The 24274-nt window shown below is 71.1% G+C and carries 17 protein-coding genes; 6 read left to right on the top strand and 11 right to left on the bottom strand.

Features of this window, described 5'->3' with window-relative positions:
• Positions 1-27: 27 nt before the first annotated feature.
• The 7 genes from ACGFI7_RS19025 to ACGFI7_RS18995 form a co-directional block, all read right to left on the bottom strand.
• On the bottom strand, positions 28-1821 hold the full coding sequence (locus ACGFI7_RS19025) for a protein kinase (protein ID WP_393405972.1): 1794 nt from the start codon (positions 1819-1821) through the stop codon (positions 28-30).
• 16 nt (positions 1822-1837) lie between these two features.
• Positions 1838-4240: a protein kinase gene (locus ACGFI7_RS19020; protein ID WP_393405970.1), complete on the bottom strand. Its 2403-nt coding sequence runs from the start codon at positions 4238-4240 to the stop codon at positions 1838-1840.
• Between the two features lie 170 nt (positions 4241-4410).
• On the bottom strand, positions 4411-4923 hold the full coding sequence (locus tag ACGFI7_RS19015) for a YbaK/EbsC family protein (protein ID WP_393405968.1): 513 nt from the start codon (positions 4921-4923) through the stop codon (positions 4411-4413).
• Positions 4924-4983: 60 nt separating this feature from the next.
• Positions 4984-6534: a flavin monoamine oxidase family protein gene (locus ACGFI7_RS19010; RefSeq protein ID WP_393405966.1), complete on the bottom strand. Its 1551-nt coding sequence runs from the start codon at positions 6532-6534 to the stop codon at positions 4984-4986.
• A 175-nt stretch (positions 6535-6709) separates the two neighbouring features.
• Positions 6710-7552 carry a M55 family metallopeptidase gene (locus tag ACGFI7_RS19005; RefSeq protein ID WP_393405964.1) on the bottom strand — a complete coding sequence of 281 codons (843 nt, stop codon included), beginning with the start codon at positions 7550-7552 and terminating at the stop codon, positions 6710-6712.
• A 31-nt stretch (positions 7553-7583) separates the two neighbouring features.
• Complete coding sequence (locus ACGFI7_RS19000) at positions 7584-8789, bottom strand: DUF6395 domain-containing protein (protein ID WP_393405962.1); 1206 nt, start codon at positions 8787-8789, stop codon at positions 7584-7586.
• A complete protein-coding gene (locus ACGFI7_RS18995; protein WP_393405960.1) occupies positions 8780-9175 on the bottom strand; it encodes a hypothetical protein in 396 nt (131 codons plus the stop codon). The genes ACGFI7_RS19000 and ACGFI7_RS18995 overlap by 10 nt, the downstream gene beginning before the upstream one ends.
• 194 nt (positions 9176-9369) lie before the next feature.
• Between ACGFI7_RS18995 and ACGFI7_RS18990 the strand changes: the two genes are divergently transcribed.
• Complete coding sequence (locus tag ACGFI7_RS18990) at positions 9370-10710, top strand: glycoside hydrolase (protein ID WP_393405958.1); 1341 nt, start codon at positions 9370-9372, stop codon at positions 10708-10710.
• Entirely contained in the window at positions 10707-11780 is a 1074-nt protein-coding gene (locus ACGFI7_RS18985; protein WP_393405956.1) for an endo-1,4-beta-xylanase, read from the top strand. Before ACGFI7_RS18990 ends, ACGFI7_RS18985 begins: the two co-directional genes overlap by 4 nt.
• On the opposite strand, the gene ACGFI7_RS18980 is transcribed toward ACGFI7_RS18985, so the two are convergent.
• Entirely contained in the window at positions 11777-12550 is a 774-nt protein-coding gene (locus tag ACGFI7_RS18980) for an enoyl-CoA hydratase/isomerase family protein (RefSeq protein WP_393405954.1), read from the bottom strand. The two genes, ACGFI7_RS18985 and ACGFI7_RS18980, sit on opposite strands and share 4 nt — an antisense overlap.
• 148 nt (positions 12551-12698) lie before the next feature.
• On the opposite strand from ACGFI7_RS18980, the gene ACGFI7_RS18975 reads away from it, so the two are divergent.
• Positions 12699-14612, top strand: coding sequence for an N-acetylmuramoyl-L-alanine amidase (locus ACGFI7_RS18975; RefSeq protein ID WP_393405952.1), 1914 nt, complete (start codon positions 12699-12701; stop codon positions 14610-14612).
• On the opposite strand, the gene ACGFI7_RS18970 is transcribed toward ACGFI7_RS18975, so the two are convergent.
• Together ACGFI7_RS18970 and glgP are read right to left on the bottom strand one after the other, a co-directional pair.
• Positions 14575-15471 carry a MurR/RpiR family transcriptional regulator gene (locus ACGFI7_RS18970; protein ID WP_393405950.1) on the bottom strand — a complete coding sequence of 299 codons (897 nt, stop codon included), beginning with the start codon at positions 15469-15471 and terminating at the stop codon, positions 14575-14577. The two genes, ACGFI7_RS18975 and ACGFI7_RS18970, sit on opposite strands and share 38 nt — an antisense overlap.
• Before the next feature lie 45 nt (positions 15472-15516).
• Positions 15517-18099 carry an alpha-glucan family phosphorylase gene (gene glgP / locus ACGFI7_RS18965; RefSeq protein ID WP_393405948.1) on the bottom strand — a complete coding sequence of 861 codons (2583 nt, stop codon included), beginning with the start codon at positions 18097-18099 and terminating at the stop codon, positions 15517-15519.
• A gap of 239 nt (positions 18100-18338) precedes the next feature.
• Here glgP and ACGFI7_RS18960 point away from each other — a divergent pair, with 239 nt between their 5' ends.
• The 3 genes from ACGFI7_RS18960 (at position 18339) to ACGFI7_RS18950 (ending at position 23501) form a co-directional block, all read left to right on the top strand.
• The gene (locus ACGFI7_RS18960) at positions 18339-20384 is read left to right on the top strand and encodes an alpha-1,4-glucan--maltose-1-phosphate maltosyltransferase (protein ID WP_393405946.1); all 2046 of its coding nucleotides are present in this window, start codon (positions 18339-18341) and stop codon (positions 20382-20384) included.
• Between the two features lie 72 nt (positions 20385-20456).
• Complete coding sequence (gene treS / locus ACGFI7_RS18955) at positions 20457-22157, top strand: maltose alpha-D-glucosyltransferase (RefSeq protein WP_393405944.1); 1701 nt, start codon at positions 20457-20459, stop codon at positions 22155-22157.
• Between the two features lie 3 nt (positions 22158-22160).
• Positions 22161-23501: a phosphotransferase gene (locus ACGFI7_RS18950; RefSeq protein WP_393405942.1), complete on the top strand. Its 1341-nt coding sequence runs from the start codon at positions 22161-22163 to the stop codon at positions 23499-23501.
• Here the strand turns inward: ACGFI7_RS18950 and ACGFI7_RS18945 are convergent.
• Entirely contained in the window at positions 23498-24196 is a 699-nt protein-coding gene (locus tag ACGFI7_RS18945; RefSeq protein ID WP_393405940.1) for a DUF4328 domain-containing protein, read from the bottom strand. The two genes, ACGFI7_RS18950 and ACGFI7_RS18945, sit on opposite strands and share 4 nt — an antisense overlap.
• Positions 24197-24274: the final 78 nt, after the last annotated feature.

Genomic DNA, 24274 nt, shown 5'->3' with positions numbered 1-24274 from the left:
TCTCCCCACGCCGGGCGCCGGGGACACTCACGACCAGGGTGACAGGAAGCCCAGCCCCAGCTCTCTCATCAGGTCGTCGATCAGGCCCGTGATCAGCCCCATCGCGCTGTCCTGGGCGCGGGTGGTGAGCTCCTCGATGACGGTCTCGGGGGCCCGCCACGGCTCCCACGAGGGCGTGCCGCCGAGCGCGTACATCACCGCGAACAGCGCGATCGTGCCCATCACCAGGGCGGCGATCGTGGCCGCGCCCGGCGAGCGCAGCACGCTCGTCAACGTGCGGGTGACCGCCTTGCGCGGCGAGCCGCCGCCGGGCAGCACGAACAGGCCGGCCACCAGCGCGCCGGCCCCGTAGGCGGCCGCCTCGTTGACGCCCATCCCGCCGCCCCAGCGCAGCACGCCCCACACGCACACGCCGAACAGGATCGCCAGCGGCACCTGCACCACGCTCACCAGCGTGGCCTTGACCAGCGCCCACGGCGTGCCCACCACCACGAGCAGCGGGTCGGCGGCACTGCTGCCGCGCACCTGGCGACGCTGCACCATGTCGCCGAACAGGTATTCGCCCACCCGCAGCACCAGCGCCAGCACGATGGCGATCGCGCTCACCATGACCGGCATCATCACCGCCAGCGCGATCAGCGTCACCAGCGCCAGCAGCGCGACGAACTGGCTGCCCACGAGATAGCGCTTGCGCTCGCCGGGCGGCGTGTGGGGCCGCGGCGCGGGCGGCGCGTAGGTGCGCGGCGCCGGCTGGACCTGCGCCCGCTGCTGCTGGGCGTAGGCGGGCGGCGGCGCGGGATAGCCCGCCACCCGCTGGTCCGGGCGGGGCGGCCGGGGCGTGACCGGCGCGGGCACGTACGGCGGCGGCTTCTCCTCGCGAGCCGGCCGGGTCGGCCGTTCGTACCGGACGGGCGGCAGCAGGTCGGAGAACGTCTCCATCATCTTCGTACGACCGAGCAGCCGCTTCGTCACCCCCGGCCGCTCCTCGGGCGGTGACTCGTTGAACGTGGTGACCGCCGGGTCGAGCGCCCTGGCCGTGCGCAGCAGCTCGCGGGCGTCCGGCCGGGCCGCCGGGTCGACCTGGAGCGCGCGGCTCAGCCAGCCGCGCAGCCACGGGGGCGCCTTGTCGAGCTGCGCCCGCCCTTCCATGATGTTGAAGCACACGGCCTCGAACGACCCGGTGCCGAACGGCGGCGCCCCGGTCGCGGCGAAGAACACCGTCGAGGCCAGCGAGTGCACGTCGGCCCGCTGCGTGATGTCGGTGTCGCGGATGATCTCCGGCGCCAGATAGCCGGGCGTGCCGACGAACATGCCCGTCTGGGTCAGCCGGGTCGCGTTCACCAGGTGGGCGATGCCGAAGTCGATGACCAGCGGCTCGCCGTCGACGAGCATAACGTTGGACGGCTTGAAGTCGCGGTGGATCACGTCGGCCGCGTGGATGGCCACCAGCGCCTGGCACAGGCCCTGCGCGAGCCTGATGAGCTGGCGCGCGTCGAGCGGCCCGTCGGACAGCACGGTCTCCTCGAGCGTGCGGCCCGGCGCGAACCGGGTCACCACGTACGGCTGGCCCCCCACCAGCTCCGCGTCGAGCACCTCCGCGACGTGCGGGCTGCGCACCCGGCGCATCGTCTCGACCTCGCGGGTGAGCCGGTCGCGCGCCTTGAGGTCGGCGGCGACGTGCGGGTGCAGGACCTTGATGGCGACCTCGCGGCCGTCACCGTCGAGGCCGAGGTGGACCACGCCCATGCCACCCTCGCCGATCTTGCGGACCAGCCGGTAGGGGCCTAGCCGCTCTGGCGTCTGGGTGTTGCCCGCGCTCATCGCCATCGTCCCCGCGTCATCCCCCCGGATCCTCCGTCCACTTCTTCAGCTGATCGACCACGGGCTTGACGTCCACCGGAGTCCATACGGCCCCCTTCGCGTTGTCCCCGAACGTGCCGGCGGCGAGGATGGACGAAAGCGCGACCATCGCCACGAGCGCTCCGGCCATCACCATCGCCGTTGTTCTCGAGGGTACGAGCGATGAGAGAGTTCTGCGCATCTGACGCCCCGGGCCCTCGACTCCGGGGCCGGCGCAGAGCGTCCACAGCGCCACCCCCGCGCCCCAGGCCAGCGAGTTCTCCAGGCGCATCCCGGCCAGCACCGTGAGCAGGAGCGTCACGGGCGAACCGAGGATGATCGCGTAGGGCGTCAGGGCCAGCGTGATGCCCACCGACTTGGCCAGTGCCTTCGGGTGTGCGAACACCCTGATCACGTCCAGCGCCGCCGAGCCCGTCGAGCGGCGGGCGGCCAGCTCGGGCTGGGCGAGGTCGGCGGCGCGCAGCAGCACCGCGAACGGCAGGCACACCACGGCCACCAGCACCGGCGCCCGCGCGGCCAGCACGATCATGAGGATGAGCAGCATCGCGCTCGCCACCCCGTAGGCGGCCGAACGCTGCAGCACCTGACCGGGGCGGGCGCCGGGGATGAACGGCTCGCGCTTGGTCTGCGGGTCGGGCGGGAACTGGGCCTGCGGCGGGATGTACGGAGGCGGCGGCACCGGGGCGCCCCTGCCGTAGTCGGGCGCCTCGGGGCGCACCCGCCTGGTCGGCACGTCCTGCGGATCGGGCCGCACCCGCCGGGTCGGCACGTCGGCCTCCGGCATGTGGTGGTTGGCCGGAGGGCCGGCGGGGTGGCCGGCGGGGTGGCCGGTCGGCGAGCCCGTCGGCTGACCGGCCGGCTGACCGCCGGGGCCCGGGTGCTGCTGCCAGGGGGCGATCGGCTGGGCCTCGCGCTGCATCTGGCGCAGCTCCTCGGGGCTCACCCGGCGCGTCGGCCACGGGTCGCCCTGACCGGGCAGCAGCGAGACGTACTGCTGATCAGGGGACGGCGGCGGGACGAGCGGGTCCTGGCCCTCGACGAGCCTGCGCGGGGTCATGGGCGGCGTGGAGACCTCCCACGCCGGCTTGTCGCCGCCCTCCTGAGCCCCGGTGCCCGGAGCCTGTGACCCGGTGCCCGGACCGGAAGAGCCGACGCCACCGGGACCGCCGGGACCGCCAGGGCCGCCGGCGCTGCTGGGACCGCCAGGGCCGCCAGGACCGCTGGCGCCGCCAGGGCCGCTGGGACGGCCGGGGCCGCCGAGCAGGCTCTGGGGCGGGCCCGATCCGTACGGCGGGTTCTGCGGACCGCTGCCCGGAGGCGTCTTGTCAGGGCCCTGCGGGCCGGAGAGCAGGCTGTGCGCCCCGCTGCCCGCCGCACCCGCCGCGCCGGCCGCGAGGCCGTGCGGGGCGTGCGAGCCGGTGCCCGGGAACGCGGGCTGGGGGCCGCTGCCGCCCGGCGGGCCGGAGGGCACGCCGCGCGGCCCGCCCTGGTCGCGGCCGGGCGCGGGCGTGGTGGGCCCGTCGTACGGAGGCGTCACGTTGACGTCGGGATGCGGCACCGTGGAGATCTCGTCGGGCGCCGACAGCCCGGCCTTGGGCATCAGCCTGGCCACCTGCTCGGCCAGCTCCGCCGCCTTCGGCCGCTTGGCGGGGTTGCGCTGGAAGGCGCTCTTGAGCAGCGGCTGCAGCGCCGCCGGGGCCGCGCTCACGTCGGCCTTGCCCGCGGTGATGTTGTAGAACACCATCTCCAGCGTGCCCTTGCCGAACGGCGGCTGGCCGGTGCCCGAGTAGAGGAGCGTGCCGGCCCAGGCGTGGATGTCGACCTCGGGCCCGGCCTCCTGCCCTTCGATGATCTCCGGTGCGAGGTAGCCGGGGGTGCCGATGAACATGCCGGTCTGGGTCAGCCGGGTCGCGTCGACCGCCTGCGCGATGCCGAAGTCGATCAGCACCGGCTCGCCGTCGAGGATCAGCACGTTGCCCGGCTTGAGGTCGCGGTGGATCACGCCGACCGCGTGGACGGCGGCCAGCGCGGCGGCCACCCCGTGGCCGACCTTGAGCAGCGCGGGCAGGTCGAGCGGGCCGTCGTTCTTGACGATCTCGTCGAGCGAGCGGCCGGCGACGTAGCGGGTGACGATGTAGGGGCGATGACCGGTCACATCGGCGTCGAGCACCTCGGCGATGTACTTGCTGCGCACCCGCCGCATCGTCTCGACCTCGCGCGAGAGCCGCCGCCTGGCGACCTCGTCACCGGCGACCTCGGTGCGCAGGACCTTGACCGCCACCTGACGCCCCTGGGGGTCGACGGCGAGGTGGACAACGCCCATTCCGCCCTCGCCCAGCCGTCTGAGCAGCCGGTAGGGGCCGAGTCGGTCATCGTTCATGGCATGAAGCACCATACCGGCTTAATCCCCGCCCACGAGATGAACCACGAGGCCACATTCCCACTCGTACAACGTCCAGATCGGGGTCATTGGTTTCCCATCCAACGGTCTCGGTTCGGAAACGGTGGCTCCCCTCGTGCCCGATCGGCCCTCCCCGCGCTGCGGGGTCGTCAGGTGGCCAGCGAGAGGACTTCCGCTCCCTTCAGCGCTGCCAGGGCGGCTCCGGCGACGGCGAGCTTGGACCGGCGCACGCCGCTGCCGATGACCACCTCGGCGCGCTCGGCGACCTGGGTGTCGACCAGGATCGGCCAGTCGGCGGGCAGCCCGACCGGGGTGATGCCGCCGTACTCCATCCCGGTGAGCTCGACCGCCTCGTCCATCGGGGCGAAGCTGGCCTTGCGGGCGCCGAGATGCCGCCGCACCACGCCGTTGACGTCGGCCCGCGTGGTGGCGAGCACCATGCAGGCGGCGTAGCGGACCTCGCCACCGCGTCTGGCGGCGACGACCACGCAGTTGGCCGAGTCGGCCATGGCCACGCCGTAGCGCTCGCAGAACGCGGCCGTGTCGGCCAGGTCGGGGTCGATCTGCGCGACCCGCGCGCCCTCCACCTGCCCGATCGCCCGCGCCACCGGGTCGGCCATGAGGTCGGCCCGGTCGGCGGCGGGTAGCCAGTGCAACGTCATTCCCTCTCCTCGTTCGCTCCTCCCAGGACCCTACGCCGGTCCCACGAGCAGCGTGCGGTGTCAGGGGGACCGCAGGACGCGCTGGTGCAGCTCAGTGACGACGCTGCGGGCCGATTCCATCGATCCCGCCTGCCAGGCGACCAGCCGGGTGAGCCAGTCGCCCGCGAAGTAGACCCTTCCGCTCGGGCGTTGCAGAAGAGTGAAGGACGAATCAAAGCCGGGCCAGCCGACCCAGCCGCCCTGGATGTGCTCCTGTCGTTCCCAGGCGATGGAGACGTCGGACAGGACACCGGTGCGGTACTTCTCGCCGTGGATCTTCTTGCCCTGGGTGAGCGCGCGCCTGCGGCGGTCCTCCGGGGTGAGCGCGCCGTACAGCTCGGCGGCGGGGCCGACGTTGTAGTAGCCGATCAGCAGGCCGCGCCGGGCGTGGTAGTCGTGCGACGGGTACCAGAGGTGGGTGATGTCCAGGTCGGTCTCGGTGATGCCGCCGTAGATCCGGTCCTCCAGCTCCCACCAGCGGCGGTCGTACTCCAGGCCGATCTTCCCGGTGGCCACCGGCGTGGGCAGGCGCAGGGCGGCGGTGATCTGGGCGCCCAGGTTGTGCGGGATCTTGGCGAGCAGGTGGGGAGGCAGGGTGGCGATGCAGTAGTCGGCCTTGAGGCTGCCGCCGTCCCAGGTCACCTCGACCCCGTCGGGCAGGTTGGTGATCTTGGTGACTTTGGCGCCGGTGGTGATCCGGTCCTCGCCGACGGCCTCGGCCAGCTTGGTGACGATCATGTCCATGCCGCCGGCGGGCTGGAACATGGGGGTGGCCTGGTCGTAGCCGAAGTCGTTGGTGATGGCCCAGCCGGTGCCCATGGCGAGCACCTGACGCAGGCTCGCGGGCGGGCCGAGCGGGGTGCCCGCGTCGAGGTCGGGAGGGTCGATGTAGCCGCGCCGGGTGGTGCCCTCATAGTCGAGCTTGGGGCCCAGGTCGCCGAACCGGCGCAGGAAGCTGAGCAGCCGCTCCCGGTCCTCGGCAGTGAGCTTCCTGTCGAGGGCGCCGCGGTCGGCCGCCTTGGCGAGCAGCTCGGCGACGTAGCCGTACATGTCGGCGCGGGCGGTGCCGGAGCGCACGGTCTGGCCGTTGTTGTGGATGTAGGCCTGGGAGTTCCTGTTGACGAAGGTCTCGATGGGGATGCCCAGCTCGCGGCAGTAGTCGAGGGTCACCATCCACTGGGCGATCCGGGCCGGGCCGGCGTTGAAGTAGACGCCCTCGCCCAGCTTGACCTCCTGGGTGGGGCCGTTCAGCTCGGGCAGCCGGTCGCCGCCGCGCAGGGTGAGGTTGCGCCCGCCGGCCTTGGCCCTGGCCTCCAGCAGCGTGCAGTCGTAGCCCGCCTTGCCGAGCTCGTAGGCGGCGGTCAGCCCGGCCACCCCGGCGCCGAGGATCACCACCTTGGCCGCGGCGCGCCCCTGCAGGGAGAAGTCGCCGGTCCTGGGCGGGGTGAAGGCCTTGTCCTGCTGGTCGGGGGCCAGCCCCAGCGCCCCCATGGCGGCGTACATGGCGCCGGCGCCGCCGGCCGCCCCGATCCCCACGAGCAGCCCGCGCCTGGTCAGAACCGCGCCGTCCATGCCACCTCCCTTCCGGCCCGGCCGCGCCGTCACCCGGCGCGGCGTTGCGAATCCGCCCATGCTGCCGCCCGGACGGCCTGGCCACCTCCGGAATGTCGCAATCCATCAGAAGCCGGGCGCCGCCCGAACGCTGGAACCCTACGACCGCACCTCGCCGGTCCTCTCGCGAGCCCCCTCAGCCGTACGGGCCACTGCCGCACGCCACCTGGCCGCCGATGGTGGCGAAGATCCCGAACAGGGCCATGATCTGGGTGAAGTCGTCCGTGGTGAACTCGGTGTGCCGCGTCCCCGCCGCCTTCACCCCGGGAATGAGCCCCACGGCCGCCGCGATGGCGGTCGAGTTCCACTCCACACCCAGCGTGTACGGGGGATCGAGCCGGTAGGGCGTGAAGTCGCTCAACCTGCTGAGCGCCCTGGCCATACCCTCACGGATGCGTTGCTGGGCCACCGCCGGCGGCAGCAGCTCGGCGGAGAACTTGTCGATCCCCTTCTTGACCGCCACCGTCTCGACGTCGCCGAGCAGCTCGCGGGCCTCCTCGCCGACGGCCTCGTCACCGGTGACCAGCACCACCGGCACGCCGTGGAACCCGGCGCAGGCCGCCACCACCCGGGTCTCCCCGGCGACCTCGCCGTTGAGGTAGACGTTCTGGATCTCCTTGCCCATCCACGTGTGGTTGAGCACCCCGTGGCTCACCCCGGCCCGCGCGTGATAGCCGACGAAGCCCGCGGCCTGGAAGGACCCGTCGAGCCCCTGCGCCATCCGCTGCGCCTTGCCCGGCCCCCTGATCAGGGTCGCCCGCCGGTCGAGCAGGTCGATCCGGAGGTTCTTGGTCGACCCGTGGGCGTCGTTCACCAGGACCTTCCCGGCCCCGGCGGCGAACGCCCCCTCGACGGCGGCGTTCGCGTCGGCCGTCATCAGCTCGCAGCCGCGGTCGTACCCGCGCTTGCCCGCGTGCATCTCCTCGGGGTCGGTCAGGCCGGTGACCCCTTCCATGTCGACGGACAGGTAGACCCTCATCGCTCACTCCCTCACTGGCTGCCGCTACGAATCAGGAGCCCCAGGTTTCCACGCGGTGGGCTTCCTTCTCCGTCATGAGCCCGACCTCGCCGGTCATGAAGGAGACCGCCCGCTCGCGCCAGGGGTCCGGGATCTCGTCCAGCGCCGGGGGGTAGCAGTGGTCGAGCCAGCTGATCGACTCCTCGGTGGCGTCGAAGTACTCCAGGCACCCGGCGAACAGGGTCTGCTCGATCCCGGGGATGCGGGCCAGGCCGTACTCGACCATCTCCTGGCCTCCGTACGGCGGCGGGCGGAGCCACTTCTTGGCCCGCGGATGGCCGGCGGTGAGCGGGGTGTCGAGCGGGCGGCGTTCGACGGCGGCCTGGATGAGCTCCTTGTAGAGGCACTTGGCGCAGGTCCGGCAGGGGCCGTCGGTGCCCTGGAGGCACCAGCGGACCTGGCCGGCGAGGTCGGAGCCGAGCGCCAGGCGCATGGTGACCGCCTCGCTCACGCCGCCGACGGGCAGCACGATGTGCACGCCCGCCGCGGCGAAGAGCCTGCCCCACTTGCCGTGGGGGGCCCACATGGGGTTGTCGGGGGTGAAGCGGTGGAGGTAGCGGCCGCCGCCGAGCCAGCGCGAGCCGATCTCGTAGCCGAAGGCGAGCCCGCCGAGGCCCAGCCGGTCGGCGTTGAGCAGCGCCCCGGCCGCCACCGCGTGGTGCTCCGGATAGCCGGGCCGGGGCTCGGCCAGGGTGTACTCCAGGTCGGAGCCCACCACGGTGAGCGGGCGTCCGGTCTGCTGGGCGAGCTTGGCCAGCACGTCGGAGCGGTAGTGCGGCCACCGGTTCGGCACCCGGGGGTGCGACATCCGGCGGAAGTGGACGAACGGCGCGTCGGGGTAGATCGCGGCCGCCGCCACGGAGTCGGCTCCGCCGCTGTACGAGACCGCGAGCGTGGCGCCGGCCGGCCGGGGCTCGGCGCCGGTCGGCCCGGCCTCGACGCCCCAGCCGTCGTACAGCGCCGCGGCGAGCCCGGCCGAGACGGCACGGTCGAAGACGATCCGCCGCCGCGTCCAGGGCGCGACGACGGTCCAGGCGGCGACGGCGAACAGGTCGGGGTGGGCGTCGTCCGGCACGTTCGTGATCGTGCAGGAGTTGGTGGCCAGCTTGACCGGATACTCGTCGGCGGCCTTGCCGGTGATCTCGTCCTCGGGGTCGAGACGGAACGTGAGCAGGCCGCCGGCCCAGGTCACGCGCACGGCCGCTGGTCCTCACGGGGACGCGACACGGCGCTCTGGGGCCGGGACTTGAGCTCGTCGATCGCCTGCCAGATGAGGACCTCGTTCTGCAGCAGGCCGTCGAGGGCCTGGGCGGTCTCCTTGGCCAGGCGGTGGGCGTCACCGGCGAGCCGATGGGCGTCGGCGGCCGATGCCTGCTGCTTGGACGACTGCCCGGGCCGCCGCTCGACGGCGGCGCGCAGGCGTTCGACCTCGCCCTGCAGGGTGGCCATCTCACGGCGCAGCGTCTGCACCTCCCAGAGGGCGTCCCTGATGTCCTGACGGTGGTCCGCGATCGAGATGTAACGGGAGTCGAACCACGAACGCACGGCCTGACGGAGCCGCGCGGGAACGAGGACGCGCTTCATGGAACGTCACGATAGTCGGTAACCTCCCGCGCTTCCGACGGCCGAATCCCGGCTGTGGCTGGATCGGTATGGCTCCGGCATCGTTTCCCCGCGACGCCTCCTGACTGGGGTGTTGACGAAGCGGCTTCCGCCCTTTACGTTTCCGGCTGTTGACGAAATATATCGTCACCTTTCCGAAAAGTTTCGGAGGCGCCATGTTACGAGGCGTTGTCGCGGTCACCCTGCTCGGCTTCACCGCCGTGAATCCCGCCCCGCACGGTGATCCCCCGGCCGTCACCGTCCGGGAACACATCCGCCACCAGGAGATCGACGGGTTCGGCCTCTCGCAGGCCTTCAGGCGCAACGAACTGCTGGAGGCGCTCACGCCCGCGCAGCAGCGCGAGATCCTCGACCTGTGGTTCCACCCGCGCAAGGGAGCCGGCCTGAGCATCCTGCGCCTGGGCATCGGCTCGTCCCCGGCCGGCAGCCCGTACGACCACATGGTCTCCCACCAGCCGGAGGACCCCGGCGGCCCGGACGCGCGGCCGCGGTACGTCTGGGACGGCGACGACAACAGCCAGGTGTGGGTCGCCAAGGAGGCCCAGCGCTACGGCGTCAAGCGCTTCTACGCCAACGCCTGGAGCGCCCCCGGCTACATGAAGGACAACGGCGACGACAAGAACGGCGGCACGCTCAAGCCGGAGTGGGCCGAGGCCTACGCCCGCTACCTCGTCGCCTACGCCGACTTCTACAAGAAGGAAGGCATCCGGATCACCGACCTGGCCTTCACCAACGAGCCAGACTACACGGCCGTCTACGCCTCCATGCGGTTCACCCCCGAGCAGGCCGCCGCGTTCGTCAAGGTGCTCGGCCCGATCGCCCGAGGCATGAACGTGGTGTGCTGCGACTCCTTCGGCTGGGACGAGGCCCGCGCCTACACCCGGGCCATCGAGGCGGACCCGGAGGCCCGCCGCTGGGTCAAGGTCCACACCGGTCACACGTACGCGAGCCCCGTGGACGGCCCGCTGCCCACGAACCGCAAGGTGTGGATGTCGGAGTGGAACCCCAACGGCACCACCTGGAACGAGAACTGGGACGACGGCAGCGGCTATGACGGCATGACGATCGCCCAGGCCGTGCACGACGCGATGACGCTGGGCCGGGCCAACGCCTACGTCTACTGGTTCGGCGCCTCGCGCGGCGCGACCAGGGCGCTGATGCAGATCGACGACGCGGCGGGGACCTACCGGGTGGCCAAGCGGTTCTGGGCGCTGGCGGCGTACGGCAGGTTCATCCGGCCGGGCGCGGTCCGGGTCGACGCCACCAGCCCGAACCCGGCGCTGAAAGTTTCGGCCTTCCGCAACCGTGACGGATCCACGGTCGTCGAGGTGATCAACACCGGCACCGAGCCGGTCACCTGGCACGGCGTGCGCGGCAGGGCGACCGCGTACCTGACCGACAGCACGCACGACCTCGCCCGCACCCCGATCACGGGCGGGAGCGTCACGCTCCAGCCGCGCGCCCTGACCACCATCGTCACCGGAGGCCATCGATGAGACCTTTGATCGTCGCGCTCGCGCTGGCGCTGACCGTGCCCGCCCTGCCCGCCTCGGCCGCGCCCGCCGAGTCCGGGCAGGGCGTCTCCGACAGCCGTCACCGCGTCCGCGACCTGCGCGACCTGGCACACAAGAACGGCATCAGGATCGGCAGCGCGGTCGACGTCGCCGCGCTGCGGTCGGAGTCCGACTACCGGCACGTGCTCAACCGCGAGTTCACCCACCTCACCGCCGAGAACGCGATGAAGTGGGAGAGCGTCGAGCCCGAACGCGGCGTCTTCACCTGGGACGACGCCGACGCGGTGGTCGCCAACGCGCGCCGCCACGGCCAGAAGGTGCGCGGCCACACGCTCATCTGGCACAACCAGCTCCCCGCCTGGCTGACCGAAGGCGTGGCGGACGGCTCGATCGGCCCGGCCGAGCTCAGGACGATCCTGCGCGACCACATCCGCGTCCAGGTCGGCCGCTACAAGGGCAAGATCAGGGCCTGGGACGTGGCCAACGAGATCGTCGACGACGAGGGCAACCTGCGCCAGAGCATCTGGCTGGAGCACCTCGGCCCCGGCTACATCGCCGACGCCTTCCGCTGGGCCCGTCAGGCCGACCCGCACGCCAAGCTCTACCTGAACGACTACAACATCGAGTGGAACCGGGCCAAGATCGACCGCTATCTGGCGCTGGTCAAGGAGCTGAAGGCGCAGCGGGTGCCGATCGACGGCATGGGCTTCCAGGGCCACCTGGGCATCCAGTACGACTATCCGGGCGACTGGGCCAACGTCATGCGGAGCTTCGCCGACCTCGGCCTGGAGATCGCGGTCACCGAGATGGACGTGCGGATGGTGCTGCCCGTCACGCCCGAGAAGCTCGCGACCCAGGCCGAGTACTACAGCAGGGCGCTGGCCGACTGCCTGAGCGTCAAGTCGTGCCGTGAGTTCACCGTCTGGGGCTTCACCGACCGGCACTCGTGGGTGCCGGGGTGGTTCGAGGGCGAGGGCGCGGCGTGCATCCTCGACGAGGACCTGCGGCCCAAGCCCGCCTACCACGCCCTGCTGGCGACCAGGCGGCGCTAGCGGCCGGTGAACTTGGGGATGGACTTCTCGGCGAAGGCCCTCATGCCGTTCTTCGCGTCCTCCGTCGCGAACAGGCCTGAGAACTGGAGCCTCTCGACCTCCAGGCCGGAGTCGAGGTCCACCTCCAGCCCCCGGTCGACCGCCTGCTTGGCGGCCCGCAGCGCGATCGCGGGCCCGCCGGTGAAGGTGGCGGCCCAGTCGCGCGCGGCCTGGTAGACCTCGGCGTCGGGCACGACCCGGTCGACCAGGCCGATGGCCAGCGCCTCGGCGGCGGGGACGTGGCGCCCGCTGTAGATGAGGTCCTTGGCGCGGGACGGGCCGATCAGACGCGGCAGCCTCTGGGTGCCGCCGGCGCCGGGGATGATGCCGAGCTGGATCTCAGGCTGGCCCAGCTTGGCTGACTCCCCGGCGACCCGGAAGTCGGCGCACAGGGCGAGCTCGCAGCCGCCGCCGAGCGCGTAACCCGTGACGGCGGCGATGACCGGCTTGCCGATGCGGGCGACGGCGGTGAAGCAGTCTTGCAGGGTGCGCGAGTGTGACGACATGTCGGCGTACGACATGTCGGCCATCTCCTTGATGTCGGCGCCCGCCGCGAACACCCGCTCGCCGCCGTAGATCACCACGGCGTGCACCCCGGGGTCGGCGTCCGTCATGCGGGCCGCCTCGGCGATCTCCAACTGCACCTGGGCGTTGAGCGCGTTCATCTTCGGACGGTCGAGTCGGATCGTGGCGATCTGGTCGGCCACCTCGACGCTTACGAACTCAGCCATGCTGCGACCTTATCGCCTGGCTTCCCACCGGCCCTGGCAGGTCCGCTCCCGGCAAAGGATGAAGATTTCCTTCGCAAAACTATCGCCAGAGAAGGAAAATGTTGAGACGCTGACTCCGGTCCGAACAGCCCCCCACAAGGAGCGGTACATGCGCAGAGCGCTGGCGATCGCCGCGGTCGCCATCCTGCCCTTAGCCAACGTCACGGCGGCGCGAGCCGCCGAGCCCGACGACCGTCAGGCGGCCTTCACCGCGGCCGCCGAGGAGTACCAGGTCCCGGAGAGCGTACTGCTGGGCGTCTCCTACCTCGAGTCACGCTGGGACTCCCACGCCGGGACACCCAGCAACAACGCGGGCTTCGGCCCCATGCACCTGACCGACGCGGCCGCGTACTCCGGCTCGAACCACCACGGCGCGAGCGAGGAGGACCCGCGCGGCGACGACAGCAGAGCCGCCGCGCCGGCCGCCGAGGAGCCGGAGCCGGCGCAGGTCCCCGCCGCGCTGCGCACCCTGGAGCGGGCGGCCGAGCTGACCGGCGAGAGCCGCGAGCGGCTGCGCACCGACCCGGCCGCCAACATCAGGGGCGGCGCCGCGCTGCTCGCCGACTACCAGAAGTCGATCGGCGCGCCGCTCAGCGACGACCCCGGCCAGTGGTACGGCGCGGTCGCCAAGTACTCCGGCGCCGAGCAGGAGGAGGCCGCCAAGTTCTTCGCCGACGAGGTCTTCGGCACGATCGAGTCGGGCGAGCAGCGGGTCACCGACGACGGCCACCGGGTCACCCTCGACCCCGTGCCCGGCCTGGGCAAGGTGACCGCGTGGCTGAAGAAGCTCGGGCTGCGCGCGCCGCGCCGCGACGGCGTGGAGTGCCCGCCCACGGTGTCGTGCGAGTGGATCCCGGCCGGCTACGCCGAGCTGCCCAACGGCGGCTACGGCAACCACGACCTGGCGAACCGCCCCGCCTCGCAGAAGATCGACTACATCGTCATCCATGACATGGAGGGCTACTTCGGCCCGTCCATCGGGCTGGTGGAGAACCCGGCCTACCGGGCGAGCTGGCACTACTCGCTGCGTTCCACCGACGGCCACATCGCCCAGCACATCAAGACCAAGGACGTCGGCTGGCAGGCCGGCAACTGGTACATCAACGCCAAGTCCATCGGCCTGGAGCACGAGGGCTTCCTCGCCGAGGGCCACACCTGGTACACCGAGGCGATGTACCGGACGTCCGCCCGGCTGGTGCGCTACCTGGCCTTCCGGCACGGCGTGCCGCTCGACCGGGCGCACATCATCGGCCACGACAACGTGCCGGGCACGCTCCCGACCACGGTGCGCCAGATGCACGAGGACCCCGGCCCGTTCTGGGACTGGGCGCACTACTTCAAGCTGCTCGGCGCGCCGCTGCACCCGTTCGGCGGTCCCCGCTCCGGCTCGGTCATGATCAGGCCCGACTTCGCGACCAACAAGCCGTACTTCTACGGCTGCGACCGGCAGAACCCCGAGGCCGCCTGCCCGCCGCTGCCCGCGCACACCGTCTGGCTGCGCACCGAGCCGCGCGCGGACGCGCCGCTGGTGAAGGACATCGGCAAGCACCCCACGGGCGAGTCTCTCTACAGCGTGTACGACCACAGCGCGCGGGCCAGCACCGGCCAGCGGTACGCGGTGGCCGACCGGCAGGGCGACTGGACCGCGATCTGGTATCTCGGCCAGAAGGCGTGGTTCCACAACCCGGCAGCCGCGCCGACGGCCGTGCCGTCGATGGGGCTCGTGGTGACGCCCAAGCCGGGCCTGGAGACGGTGCCGGTGTACGGCAGGGCCTATCCGGAGGAGGAGGCCTACCCCGAGGGCATCCCGTATCAGGCGGTCACCCCGCTGCAGTACACGTTCGCGGCGGGCGAGAAGTACACGCTGGCCGGACCGGCGGCGGCCGAGTACTACCGGGCCGTCACCTTCGACCCGGCCGGCCACCAGGTGGTCCGGGGCAGGACGAAGTATCTCCAGATCCAGTTCGGGCACCGGATCATGTTCGTCAAGGCTGACGACGTGCGGGTGTCGTTCTCCGGGTGAACTCCGAGACCGCGCGTTTCGTGCTGGCCAGCGCCTCCTGCGAGGAGTCGTAGGTGCGCTGGGCCACGCCGACGAACACGCAGTCGACGACGAGGAGCTGGCTGATGCGGCTGGCCAGGGCGCCGGGGCGGAACTCCGTCTCGCGCCCGGCCGAGATGAGCACGTGCTCGGCCAGCTCCGCGATGGACGAGCGGGGGTTGTTGGTGATGGCGACGGTCGTCGCGCCCGCCTCCCCCGCCCGCCGCAGCGGCTCGATCACGTCGGGCGTCTCGCCGGAGGTGCTGATGCCGATGGCCACGTCGCCGTCCTGGAGCAGGACGGCGCTGGTCAGCGCCAGGTGGGCGTCCTGGAAGGCGTGGCTGGACAGGCCGATCCGCATGAGCTTCTGGGCCATGTCCTCGGCCACCAGGCCGGAGGCGCTCACCCCGTAGGCGTCGATGCGGCGGGCGCCGACGATGGCGTCGACGACGAGGCCGAGCCGCTCGGAGGTGAGCTGGGCGACCGTGTCGTTGATCGCCTCGGACTCGGCCCTGGCGACCTTCTGGATGACCTCCGACAGCGGGTCGTCGGGGGCCAGGTCACCGGGCACCAGCCGGTCGGGCTGGGCGGCGGCCGCGGCCAGCGCGAGGCGCAGCTGCGGGTAGCCGGCGAAGCCGAGCAGCCGGGCGGTGCGCACGATCGTCGCCTCGCTGGTGCCCGACGCCGCCGACAGCTCCGTGATCGTGCTGCGGGCCACCGTCGCCGGGTCCTCGAGGATCAGCTGGGCGACGGTCCGGGCAGCAGGCGTCAGGGACGGCAGCACACCACGGACCGTGGCCACCAGGGTGTCGGCTCGCATGCCGTTGCCGCTGTCGTCCACGTCTCTGATTATGCCGCTGGTTGACCCGTTTTCTACACCGTGTAATCAGCGCAGCGTGCCGTTGGTCATGCCGGCCGGCTCCTCGGGAACCGCGAGGAGGCCCGGTTCGGCTCGCGCCGCCACCAGGGGATGGCTGGGCACCACCCGGACGGTGTAGCCGAAGGCTCCGGTGCGGCTGAGCGGGACGACGCCGGTGTAGTGGGCGCGCCCGTCGTCGTCGACCCCGTCGGCGGTCAGCTCGGTGTATTCGGGATGGACCAGCTCGTCGTGCGGGCCGACCCGGCCGTAGGCGGCCTCCACCAGCACGTCGCCGGGCCCCAGGTCACCGAGCACGATCGTGGCCCGCAGCTCCAGCGACGCCCCCACCTCAGGCGTGTCGCCGACGCCCGAGGCCTCGACGTGCTCGACCCGGACGCCCGGCCACTCCTTGGTGACCTTGAGCCGCCAGTCGGCGAAGGCGCGCGCCGGGGCGTACCCGTCGGCGGACAGCGCCCGCGCGGCGTTGGCGGCGGGCAGGTAGAGGTTGACCACGTAGTCGCGGAGCATCCGCCCCGCGAGCACCTTGGGCCCGAGCGAGGCCAGGGTGTGCTTGACCATCTCCATCCAGCGGCGGGGCAGCCCGTCGGCGGCCCGGTCGTAGAAGCGGTCGGACACCTCGTGCTCGATCAGGTCGTAGAGCGCGGCGGCCTCCAGCTCGTCACGCCGGTCGGGGTCGGTCACCCCGTCGGCGGTGGGGATGGCCCAGCCGTTGGTGCCGTCGTACCACTCGTCCCACCAGCCGTCGCGGATGGACAGGTTGAGTCCGCCGTTGAGCGCCGACTTCATGCCGGAGGTGCCGGACGCCTCCAGCGGGCGCAGCGGGTTGTTGAGCCACACGTCGCAGCCCTGCACCAGCAGCTGGGCCAGGGCCATGTCGTAGTCGGGCAGGAAGACGATGCGGTGGCGCACCTCGGGCCGGTCGGCGAACTTGACGATCTGCTGGATGAGCTTCTTGCCGCCCTCGTCGGCCGGGTGGGCCTTGCCGGCGATCAGGATCTGCACCGGCTTGTCGGGGTCGAGCAGCAGCTCGGTCAGCCGCTCGGCGTCGCTGAGCATGAGCGTGAGCCGCTTGTAGGACGGCACCCGGCGGGCGAACCCGATGGTCAGCACGTCGGGGTCGAGCGCGTCGTCGATCCAGCCCAGCTCGGCCGGCGAGGCGCCACGGTCGAGCCACGACCGGCGCAGCCGCGCCCGCGCCCCCTCGACCAGGCGGCGGCGGAGCGTGCGCCTGATCTCCCAGATCTCCTCGTCGGAGATCTTCTGCACGCCTTCCCAGCCGCGCGCCCGCTCCAGCAGCGACGGCAGCTCGCGGCCGGCCAGCTCCATGAACTCGCGGCCGACCCAGGTGGGCGCGTGCACGCCGTTGGTGATCGAGCCGATCGGCACCTCGTCGACGTCGAAGCCCGGCCACAGGTCCTTGAACATGTCGCGGCTGACCGCGCCGTGCAGCTCGGACACGCCGTTGACGCGCTGGGCCAGCCGCATGCCCATGACGGCCATGTTGAACCGGCCGGGGTCGGCCTCGGCGCCGAGCTCCAGGATGCGCTCGACGGGCACGGTCGGCCAGGCGTTGTCGCCGCCGAACTGGCGGGCGATCATGTCGACGGGGAACCGGTCGATGCCGGCGGGCACCGGGGTGTGGGTGGTGAAGACCGTGCCGGCCCGCACCGCCTCCAGCGCCTCGTCGAAGGAGAGCCTGGACTCGGTCAGCTCGCGGATGCGCTCCAGGCCGAGGAAGCCCGCATGGCCCTCGTTGGTGTGGAAGACCTCGGGGTCGGGGTTGCCGGTGATGCGGCAGAAGGCGCGGATGGCGCGCACCCCGCCCACGCCGAGCAGGAGCTCCTGCATCAGCCGGTGGTCGCTGCCGCCGCCGTAGAGCCGGTCGGTGACGTCGCGGGCGGCGCTGTCGTTGTCGGCCACGTCGGAGTCGAGCAGGAGCAGCGGGACCCGTCCGACCTGCGCCACCCAGACCTGGGCGTGCAGCACGCGCTCGCCGGGCAGCGAGATGCGGATCTTGACCGGGGCGCCCTCGGGCTCCTTGAGCAGGCTCAGCGGCAGGCCGCCGGCGTCGAGCGACGGGTAGTGCTCCAGTTGCCAGCCCTCGGGCGAGAGCGACTGCGTGAAGTAGCCGTGCCGGTAGAGCAGGCCGACCGCGAGGATCGGCACGCCGAGGTCGCTGGCCGCCTTGAGGTGGTCGCCGGCCAGGATGCCGAGGCCGCCCGAATACTGCGGCAGCGCGGCGGCGATGCCGTACTCGGGCGAGAAGTAGGCGATGGCCCGGGCGGCGTCGGGCAGCGTCTGGTACCACCGCGGCGCGGTCATGTATTCGCGCAGGTCGTCGGCCGCGTCGGCGAGGCGTCGCCGGAAGCGGCGGTCGGCGGCCAGCTCGGCCAGCCGGTCGGGCCCCACGGCGCCCAGCAGGGCGACCGGGTCGTGGCCGACCTGCTCCCAGAGGACGGGATCGACCTCGGCGAAGAGATCCAACGTCTCTGGGTGCCATGACCAGCGCAGATTGTGCACGAGCTCGCCGAGTGCGGCCAGCTCCGCGGGCAGGACGGTCCGGACGGTGAACCGGCGGATAGCTCTCACAATGTGAACCCTACGGGCTAGGAGGAACGTCTGGTTCCTTCACCCCCAGCCTGGGCGTTCAAACCCCTTCCGGGATGAAGCATGAAGATGGACTATTGGGGCAACTTTCTCCAATGTCAGGTTCTCCCGGGGAACACTCGGGAGGTCTATCCACTGCTGCCCGCAATTCACGTGCAAGGATCGATCCTGCCAGGAAAGCCTCCGGCGGTACCGAGTGCCGTCGCAACCCTTGAAATGCGATGATCGGACGAATTCCCATCACGGACATCTCCCCCGTCGTCGACTGCGGGCAGTGGCCCGCCAAGGCGGTCGCCGGCGAGACCTTCGAAGTCTCGGCGACCGTGTTCCGGGAGGGCCATGACGCCGTGGCCGCCGGAGTGGTCCTGACCGCGCCCGACGGGCAGCGCGGCCGGCTGAGACGGATGCGCGAGATCGCCCCCGGCACCGACCGGTGGGCCGTGGACGTCTGTCTCCCGAGCGAGGGCGAGTGGCTCTTCCGGGTGGAGGCGTGGAGCGATCCCATCGCCAGCTGGCTGCACGACGCCGAGATCAAGATCCCGCGCGGTCTCGACTCCGACCTGATGTGCGAGGAGGGCGCCCGCCTGTTCGAGCGCGCGGCCAAGGCCGTGCGGCAGGCCGACTGCCCGGCCCCGACCGGCGGCAACGGCGAGAGCGCCTGCGGCCACCGGGCCGCGCTGCTCGGCGTCGCGGCCCGGCTGCGCGACGAGGACCTCGACCCGCGGGCCCGGCTGTCGATCGCGCAGTTGCCCGAGACCGCCTCGCTGCTGACCGCCCACCCGCTGCGCGACCTGGTCACCAGGGCCAAGCAGCAGAAGGTGCGGGTCGCCAGGCGGCGGGCTCTCTACGGATCCTGGTACGAGTTCTTCCCGCGGTCCGAGGGGGCCGTGGTCAGCGACTCCGGCATCACCAAGTCCGGAAATTTCCAGACTGCGGCCAAGCGTCTGCCCGCCATCGCCAAGATGGGCTTCGACGTCGTCTACCTGCCGCCGATCCACCCGATCGGCCACACCTTCCGCAAGGGGCGCAACAACACGCTCAGCCCCGAGCCCGACGAGCCCGGCTCGCCGTGGGCTATCGGCTCCGAGGACGGCGGCCACGACGCCGTCCACCCCGACCTGGGCACCATCGACGACTTCGACGACTTCGTCGGCCGCACCCGCGAGCTGGGCATGGAGGTGGCGATCGACTTCGCCCTCCAGTGCTCGCCCGACCACCCGTGGGTCAAGGAGCACCCGGAGTGGTTCACGGTCCGGGCCGACGGGACGATCGCGTACGCCGAGAACCCGCCCAAGAAGTATCAGGACATCTACCCGATCAACTTCGACAAGGACCCCGAGGGCCTGTACGCGGAGATCAAGCGGGTGCTGCGCCACTGGATGGACCACGGCGTGCGGATCTTCCGGGTCGACAACCCGCACACCAAGCCGGTGGGGTTCTGGGAGCGGCTGATGGCCGACGTGCACGCCACCGACCCGGACGTGCTGTTCCTTTCGGAGGCGTTCACCCGGCCGGCGATGATGCAGACGCTGGCCAAGATCGGCTTCCACCAGTCCTACACGTACTACACGTGGAAGAACGCCAAGTGGGAGGTCGAGGACTACCTGGCCGAGCTGGCCCACACCACGTCCCACTTCCTGCGGCCCAACCTGTTCGTCAACACGCCGGACATCCTCCACGAGTACCTGCAGCAGGGCGGGGTCCCCGCGTTCAAGATCCGGGCCGTGCTGGCGGCCCTGGCCTCGCCGACGTGGGGGGTCTACGCCGGGTACGAACTGACGGAGAACGTCCCGGTACGCCCCGGGAGCGAGGAGTACCTGGACAGCGAGAAATACCAGTACCGGCCGCGCGATTGGGTCAGCGCGGAGCGAGAAGGCCGCAGCCTGGCGCCCTTCATCACTCACCTGAATTTGTTCCGAAGAGCCCATCCGGCTCTGCAGGAATTGCGTAACCTACGGTTCCACCGGGTCGACCAACCGGACATCGTCTGCTTCTCGAAGCGGCTCCCCGGCGCCTACGACGCGGCCACACGACGGCACGGTCTGGGCGACGTCGTCATAGCAGTGATCAACCTCGATCCGCACCATACGCACGAGGCCACTGTCGACCTCGACCTGCCTGCCCTCGGGCTCGACTGGAATGCCGAGTTCGTGGTGGACGACGAACTGTCGGGCGAGTCGTACCGTTGGAGGCAGAGCAACTATGTGCGCCTCGACCCTCACATCCAGCCGGCCCACATTCTCACCGTACGAGCCTCGCCACGGTAGAACTGAACTCAGCGGGGAGTCTTCAACTGTGTGTGCAAGCGCCTCCCTCATGAGCACCCGAGAGGAGAGCTCATGAGCTCCACACCCATTCCCAACACCTTCGACGACGAGAAGCCGCGCGATCCGCACTGGTATCGGCGGGCCGTCTTCTACGAGGTGCTGATCAGGGGTTTCGCCGACTCCAACGGCGACGGCACGGGCGACATCCGCGGCCTCATCGACAAGCTCGACTACCTCCAGTGGCTCGGCGTCGACTGCCTCTGGCTCCTCCCCCTGTACGAGTCGCCGCTGCGTGACGGCGGCTACGACATCGCCGACTTCATGAAGATCCTCCCCGAGTTCGGCGACCTCGGAGACTTCGTGCGACTGGTCGAAGAGGCGCACAAGCGCGGCATGCGCGTCATCGCCGACCTGGTGATGAACCACACCAGCGACGCCCACCCCTGGTTCCAGGCCTCACGCCACGACCCCGAGGGGCCGTTCGGCGACTTCTACGTCTGGTCAGACACCGACACGCGCTACTCCGACGCCCGGATCATCTTCATCGACACCGAGACGTCCAACTGGACCTACGACCCGGTGCGCGGCCAGTACTACTGGCACCGGTTCTTCCACCACCAGCCGGACCTCAACTACGAGAACCCCGACGTGCAGGACGCGATGCTGGAGGTCCTGCGCTTCTGGCTCGACCTGGGCATCGACGGGTTCCGGCTGGACGCGGTGCCCTACCTGTTCGAGGAGGAGGGCACCAACTGCGAGAACCTCCCCAGGACGCACGAGTACCTCAAGCGGGTGCGGGCCGAGGTCGACCGGCTCTACCCGGACCGGGTGCTGCTGGCCGAGGCCAACCAGTGGCCGTCGGACGTGGTCGAGTATTTCGGCGATCCGGTGGGCGGCGGCGACGAATGCCACATGGCCTTCCATTTCCCGCTCATGCCGCGCATTTTCATGGCGGTCCGCAGGGAGTCTCGTTACCCTATTTCCGAAATTTTGGCCCAAACGCCGAAAATTCCGGAGAACTGCCAGTGGGGGATTTTTCTCCGCAACCATGATGAGTTGACCCTCGAAATGGTGACGGACGAAGAACGCGATTACATGTACACCGAATACGCCAAAGACCCTCGTATGCGGGCGAACGTCGGCATCCGTCGCCGGCTGGCTCCCCTGCTGGAGAACGACCGCAACCAGATCGAGCTGTTCACCGCCCTGCTGCTCTCGCTCCCCGGCTCACCGGTGCTCTACTACGGCGACGAGATCGGCATGGGCGACAACATCTGGCTCGGCGACCGCGACGGCGTCCGCACCCCGATGCAGTGGGACCCCGACCGCAACGCGGGCTTCTCCGACTGCGACCCCGGCCGCCTCTACCTGCCGGTCATCATGGACCCGATCTACGGCTACCAGGGGCTCAACGTCGAGGCCCAGCAGAAGAACGCCGGGTCGCTGCTCCACTGGACCCGCCGGATGATCGAGATCCGCAAGCGTCACCCGGTCTTCGGGCTCGGCGAGTTCACCGAGCTCAACTCCTCCAACCCGAGCGTGCTGGCGTTCGTGCGCGAGCTGGGCGACGACCGGATGCTCTGCGTGAACAACCTGTCTCGCTTCCCTCAGCCGGTGGAGCTCGACCTGCGCAGGTTCGTCGGCGTCTCGCCCGTGGAGACGATGGGCGGCGTGCCATTTCCCCCAATTGGGGAACTTCCGTATCTTTTGACGCTTCCTGGGCATGGGTTCTACTGGTTCACCTTGCCACCGGTCCGCACCCAGGAGGAATAGGACGTGCTGGACGAGCTCCTTGCCGCATGGATCGCCCGCCAACGCTGGTTCGGCGGCAAGGGGCGCCCGATCGACGCGCTGTCGATCGAGTCCGACGTCGTCATCCAGGAGGGCGACCCGAGCCTGCGCCACCTGGTCGTGGCGGTCCGGCAGGAGGGCTCACCCGAGCGCTACCAGCTCCTGCTCGGCCTGCGCAGGGAGCTGCCCGACACCCTCACGCACGCCTTCATCGGCCCGTACGCGGCGGAAGGCGCGGAATGGGCGGCCTACGACGCCGTCCACGACCACGAGCTGACCCACTGGATCCTGGAGTCGATGGCGGGCGACGGCGGCCGGGCGGGCGTGCGGTTCAGCCACCTGCCGGGCGTCGAGATCGACACCTCGCAGCGCAGCATCGTGCTCGGGGCCGAGCAGTCCAACACCTCGCTGGTCTTCGGCGAGGAGTACATCTGCAAGCTCTTCCGCCGGCTCGTCCCCGGCGTCAACCCGGAGCTGGAGATCACCACCGCGCTGGCGGCCAGGCAGGCTCCGCACATCGCGCAGCCGTACGGGTGGATCGAGACCGACCTCGACGGCACGCCGACCACGCTGGCGATCATGCAGGAGTACCTGTCGAACGCCACCGACGGCTGGGACCTGGCGCTGACCAGCGTGCGCGACCTGTACAACTCGATGCCGGAGCTGTCCGCCGGGGAGGCCGGCGGCGACTTCGCCGCCGAGGCGAGCCGGCTCGGCGCGGCCACCGCCCGCGTCCACCACGAGCTGCGCGAGGCGTTCGACACCGGCGTGCTGGACGCCCCCGAGGTCAAGCGGATGATCGAGGACTTCCGGCGGCAGCTCGGCCAGGCCGTGAGCGAGGTGTCCGAGCTGCGCGAGCACGCGCCCGTCGTGGAGCGGGCCTACCACCGGGCCGAGGAGCTGACCTCCGAGGTGCACGTCCAGCGGGTGCACGGCGACTACCACCTGGGCCAGGTCATGCGGACCACCACCGACTGGGTGGTGCTCGACTTCGAGGGCGAGCCAGGCCGGCCGCTGGCCGAGCGCCGCGCGCTCTCCTCGCCGCTGCGGGACGTGGCGGGCATGCTGCGCTCGTTCGACTACGCGGCCAGGCACCTGCTGGCCGGCCACGCCGAGGCGAGCCGGCTGGAGGCCAAGGCCGAGGAGTGGACCAAGCGCAACAGGGCCGCGTTCCTGGAGGGCTACGCCGAGGGCGGCGGCGTGATCACGCCGGCCGACGCGGCGCTGCTGCGCGCGTTCGAGCTGTCGAAGGCGGTCTACGAGGTCGGGTACGAGGCCCGCAACCGCCCCGCGTGGGTGTCGATCCCGCTGGCCGCCTTCCGCTAGGCGGCCGGGCTCCCGTACGGCGGCGCCGGGGACGGGGGCACGGGCGACAGCGGCGCCGCCCGGCGGGCCTCCTGCGCGTTGCTGATGCGCAGCACCACCAGGGCAGCCGGCACCGCCGCCATCAGCATCAGGACGCAGCTCACCGCGTCGAACCTGGCCGCCGACGCCATGGACTCCAGCTCCTGGGCGTTGAAGAGCAGCCGTGCGGCCGCCCACGTCACCCAGTTGCCGATCAGCCAGAGCGTCCACCAGAGCGTGACCAGCCTCGAACGCGGCCAGGGGTCGTTCGGGTTCCCGTGGCTGGCGCTCCAGATGTCGTCGACGATCTGCTTGGGGAACCAGAGACTGATGATCGGCACGAACCACGCGAAGATCGCCCAGGGCCGGGCATGCCGCTGCTCGTCGGGCGCGATGATCTCGGCGTTCGCCCGTACCCGGAACATCCAGATCAGGAAGGCCACGGCCGTGAGGACGTAGACGCCGATCTCCACCATCCCGGACAGGGCGTAGAGCGCGTCGCTCGCCTCGGCCTCCTCCAGTGTGGCGGACATGGGGTCGGCGACCACCTGGTCGATGAACGCGGCCCGCTGCAGGTCGATCACGATGGCGCCGAGCCCGACGACGGAGTCGAGGACGAGCCCGCCGACGGCCAGGAAGGCGACCCCGCGGGCCGGGCGTAACGGTAAGGGATACACGATGACCTCTCAGAGGCTGGGGGGTGAACAGCCCGCCAGTCTCGCAGCTCCCCGTGCCAGGGCGCCCCCGGTGGCCGA

The sequence above is a fragment of the Nonomuraea sp. NPDC048826 genome, assembly GCF_043198225.1.
In the GTDB taxonomy this organism is placed as follows: domain Bacteria; phylum Actinomycetota; class Actinomycetes; order Streptosporangiales; family Streptosporangiaceae; genus Nonomuraea.
The sequence above is the reverse complement of the archived record's forward strand: the minus strand, read 5'-3'. Positions and strand labels throughout refer to the sequence as shown.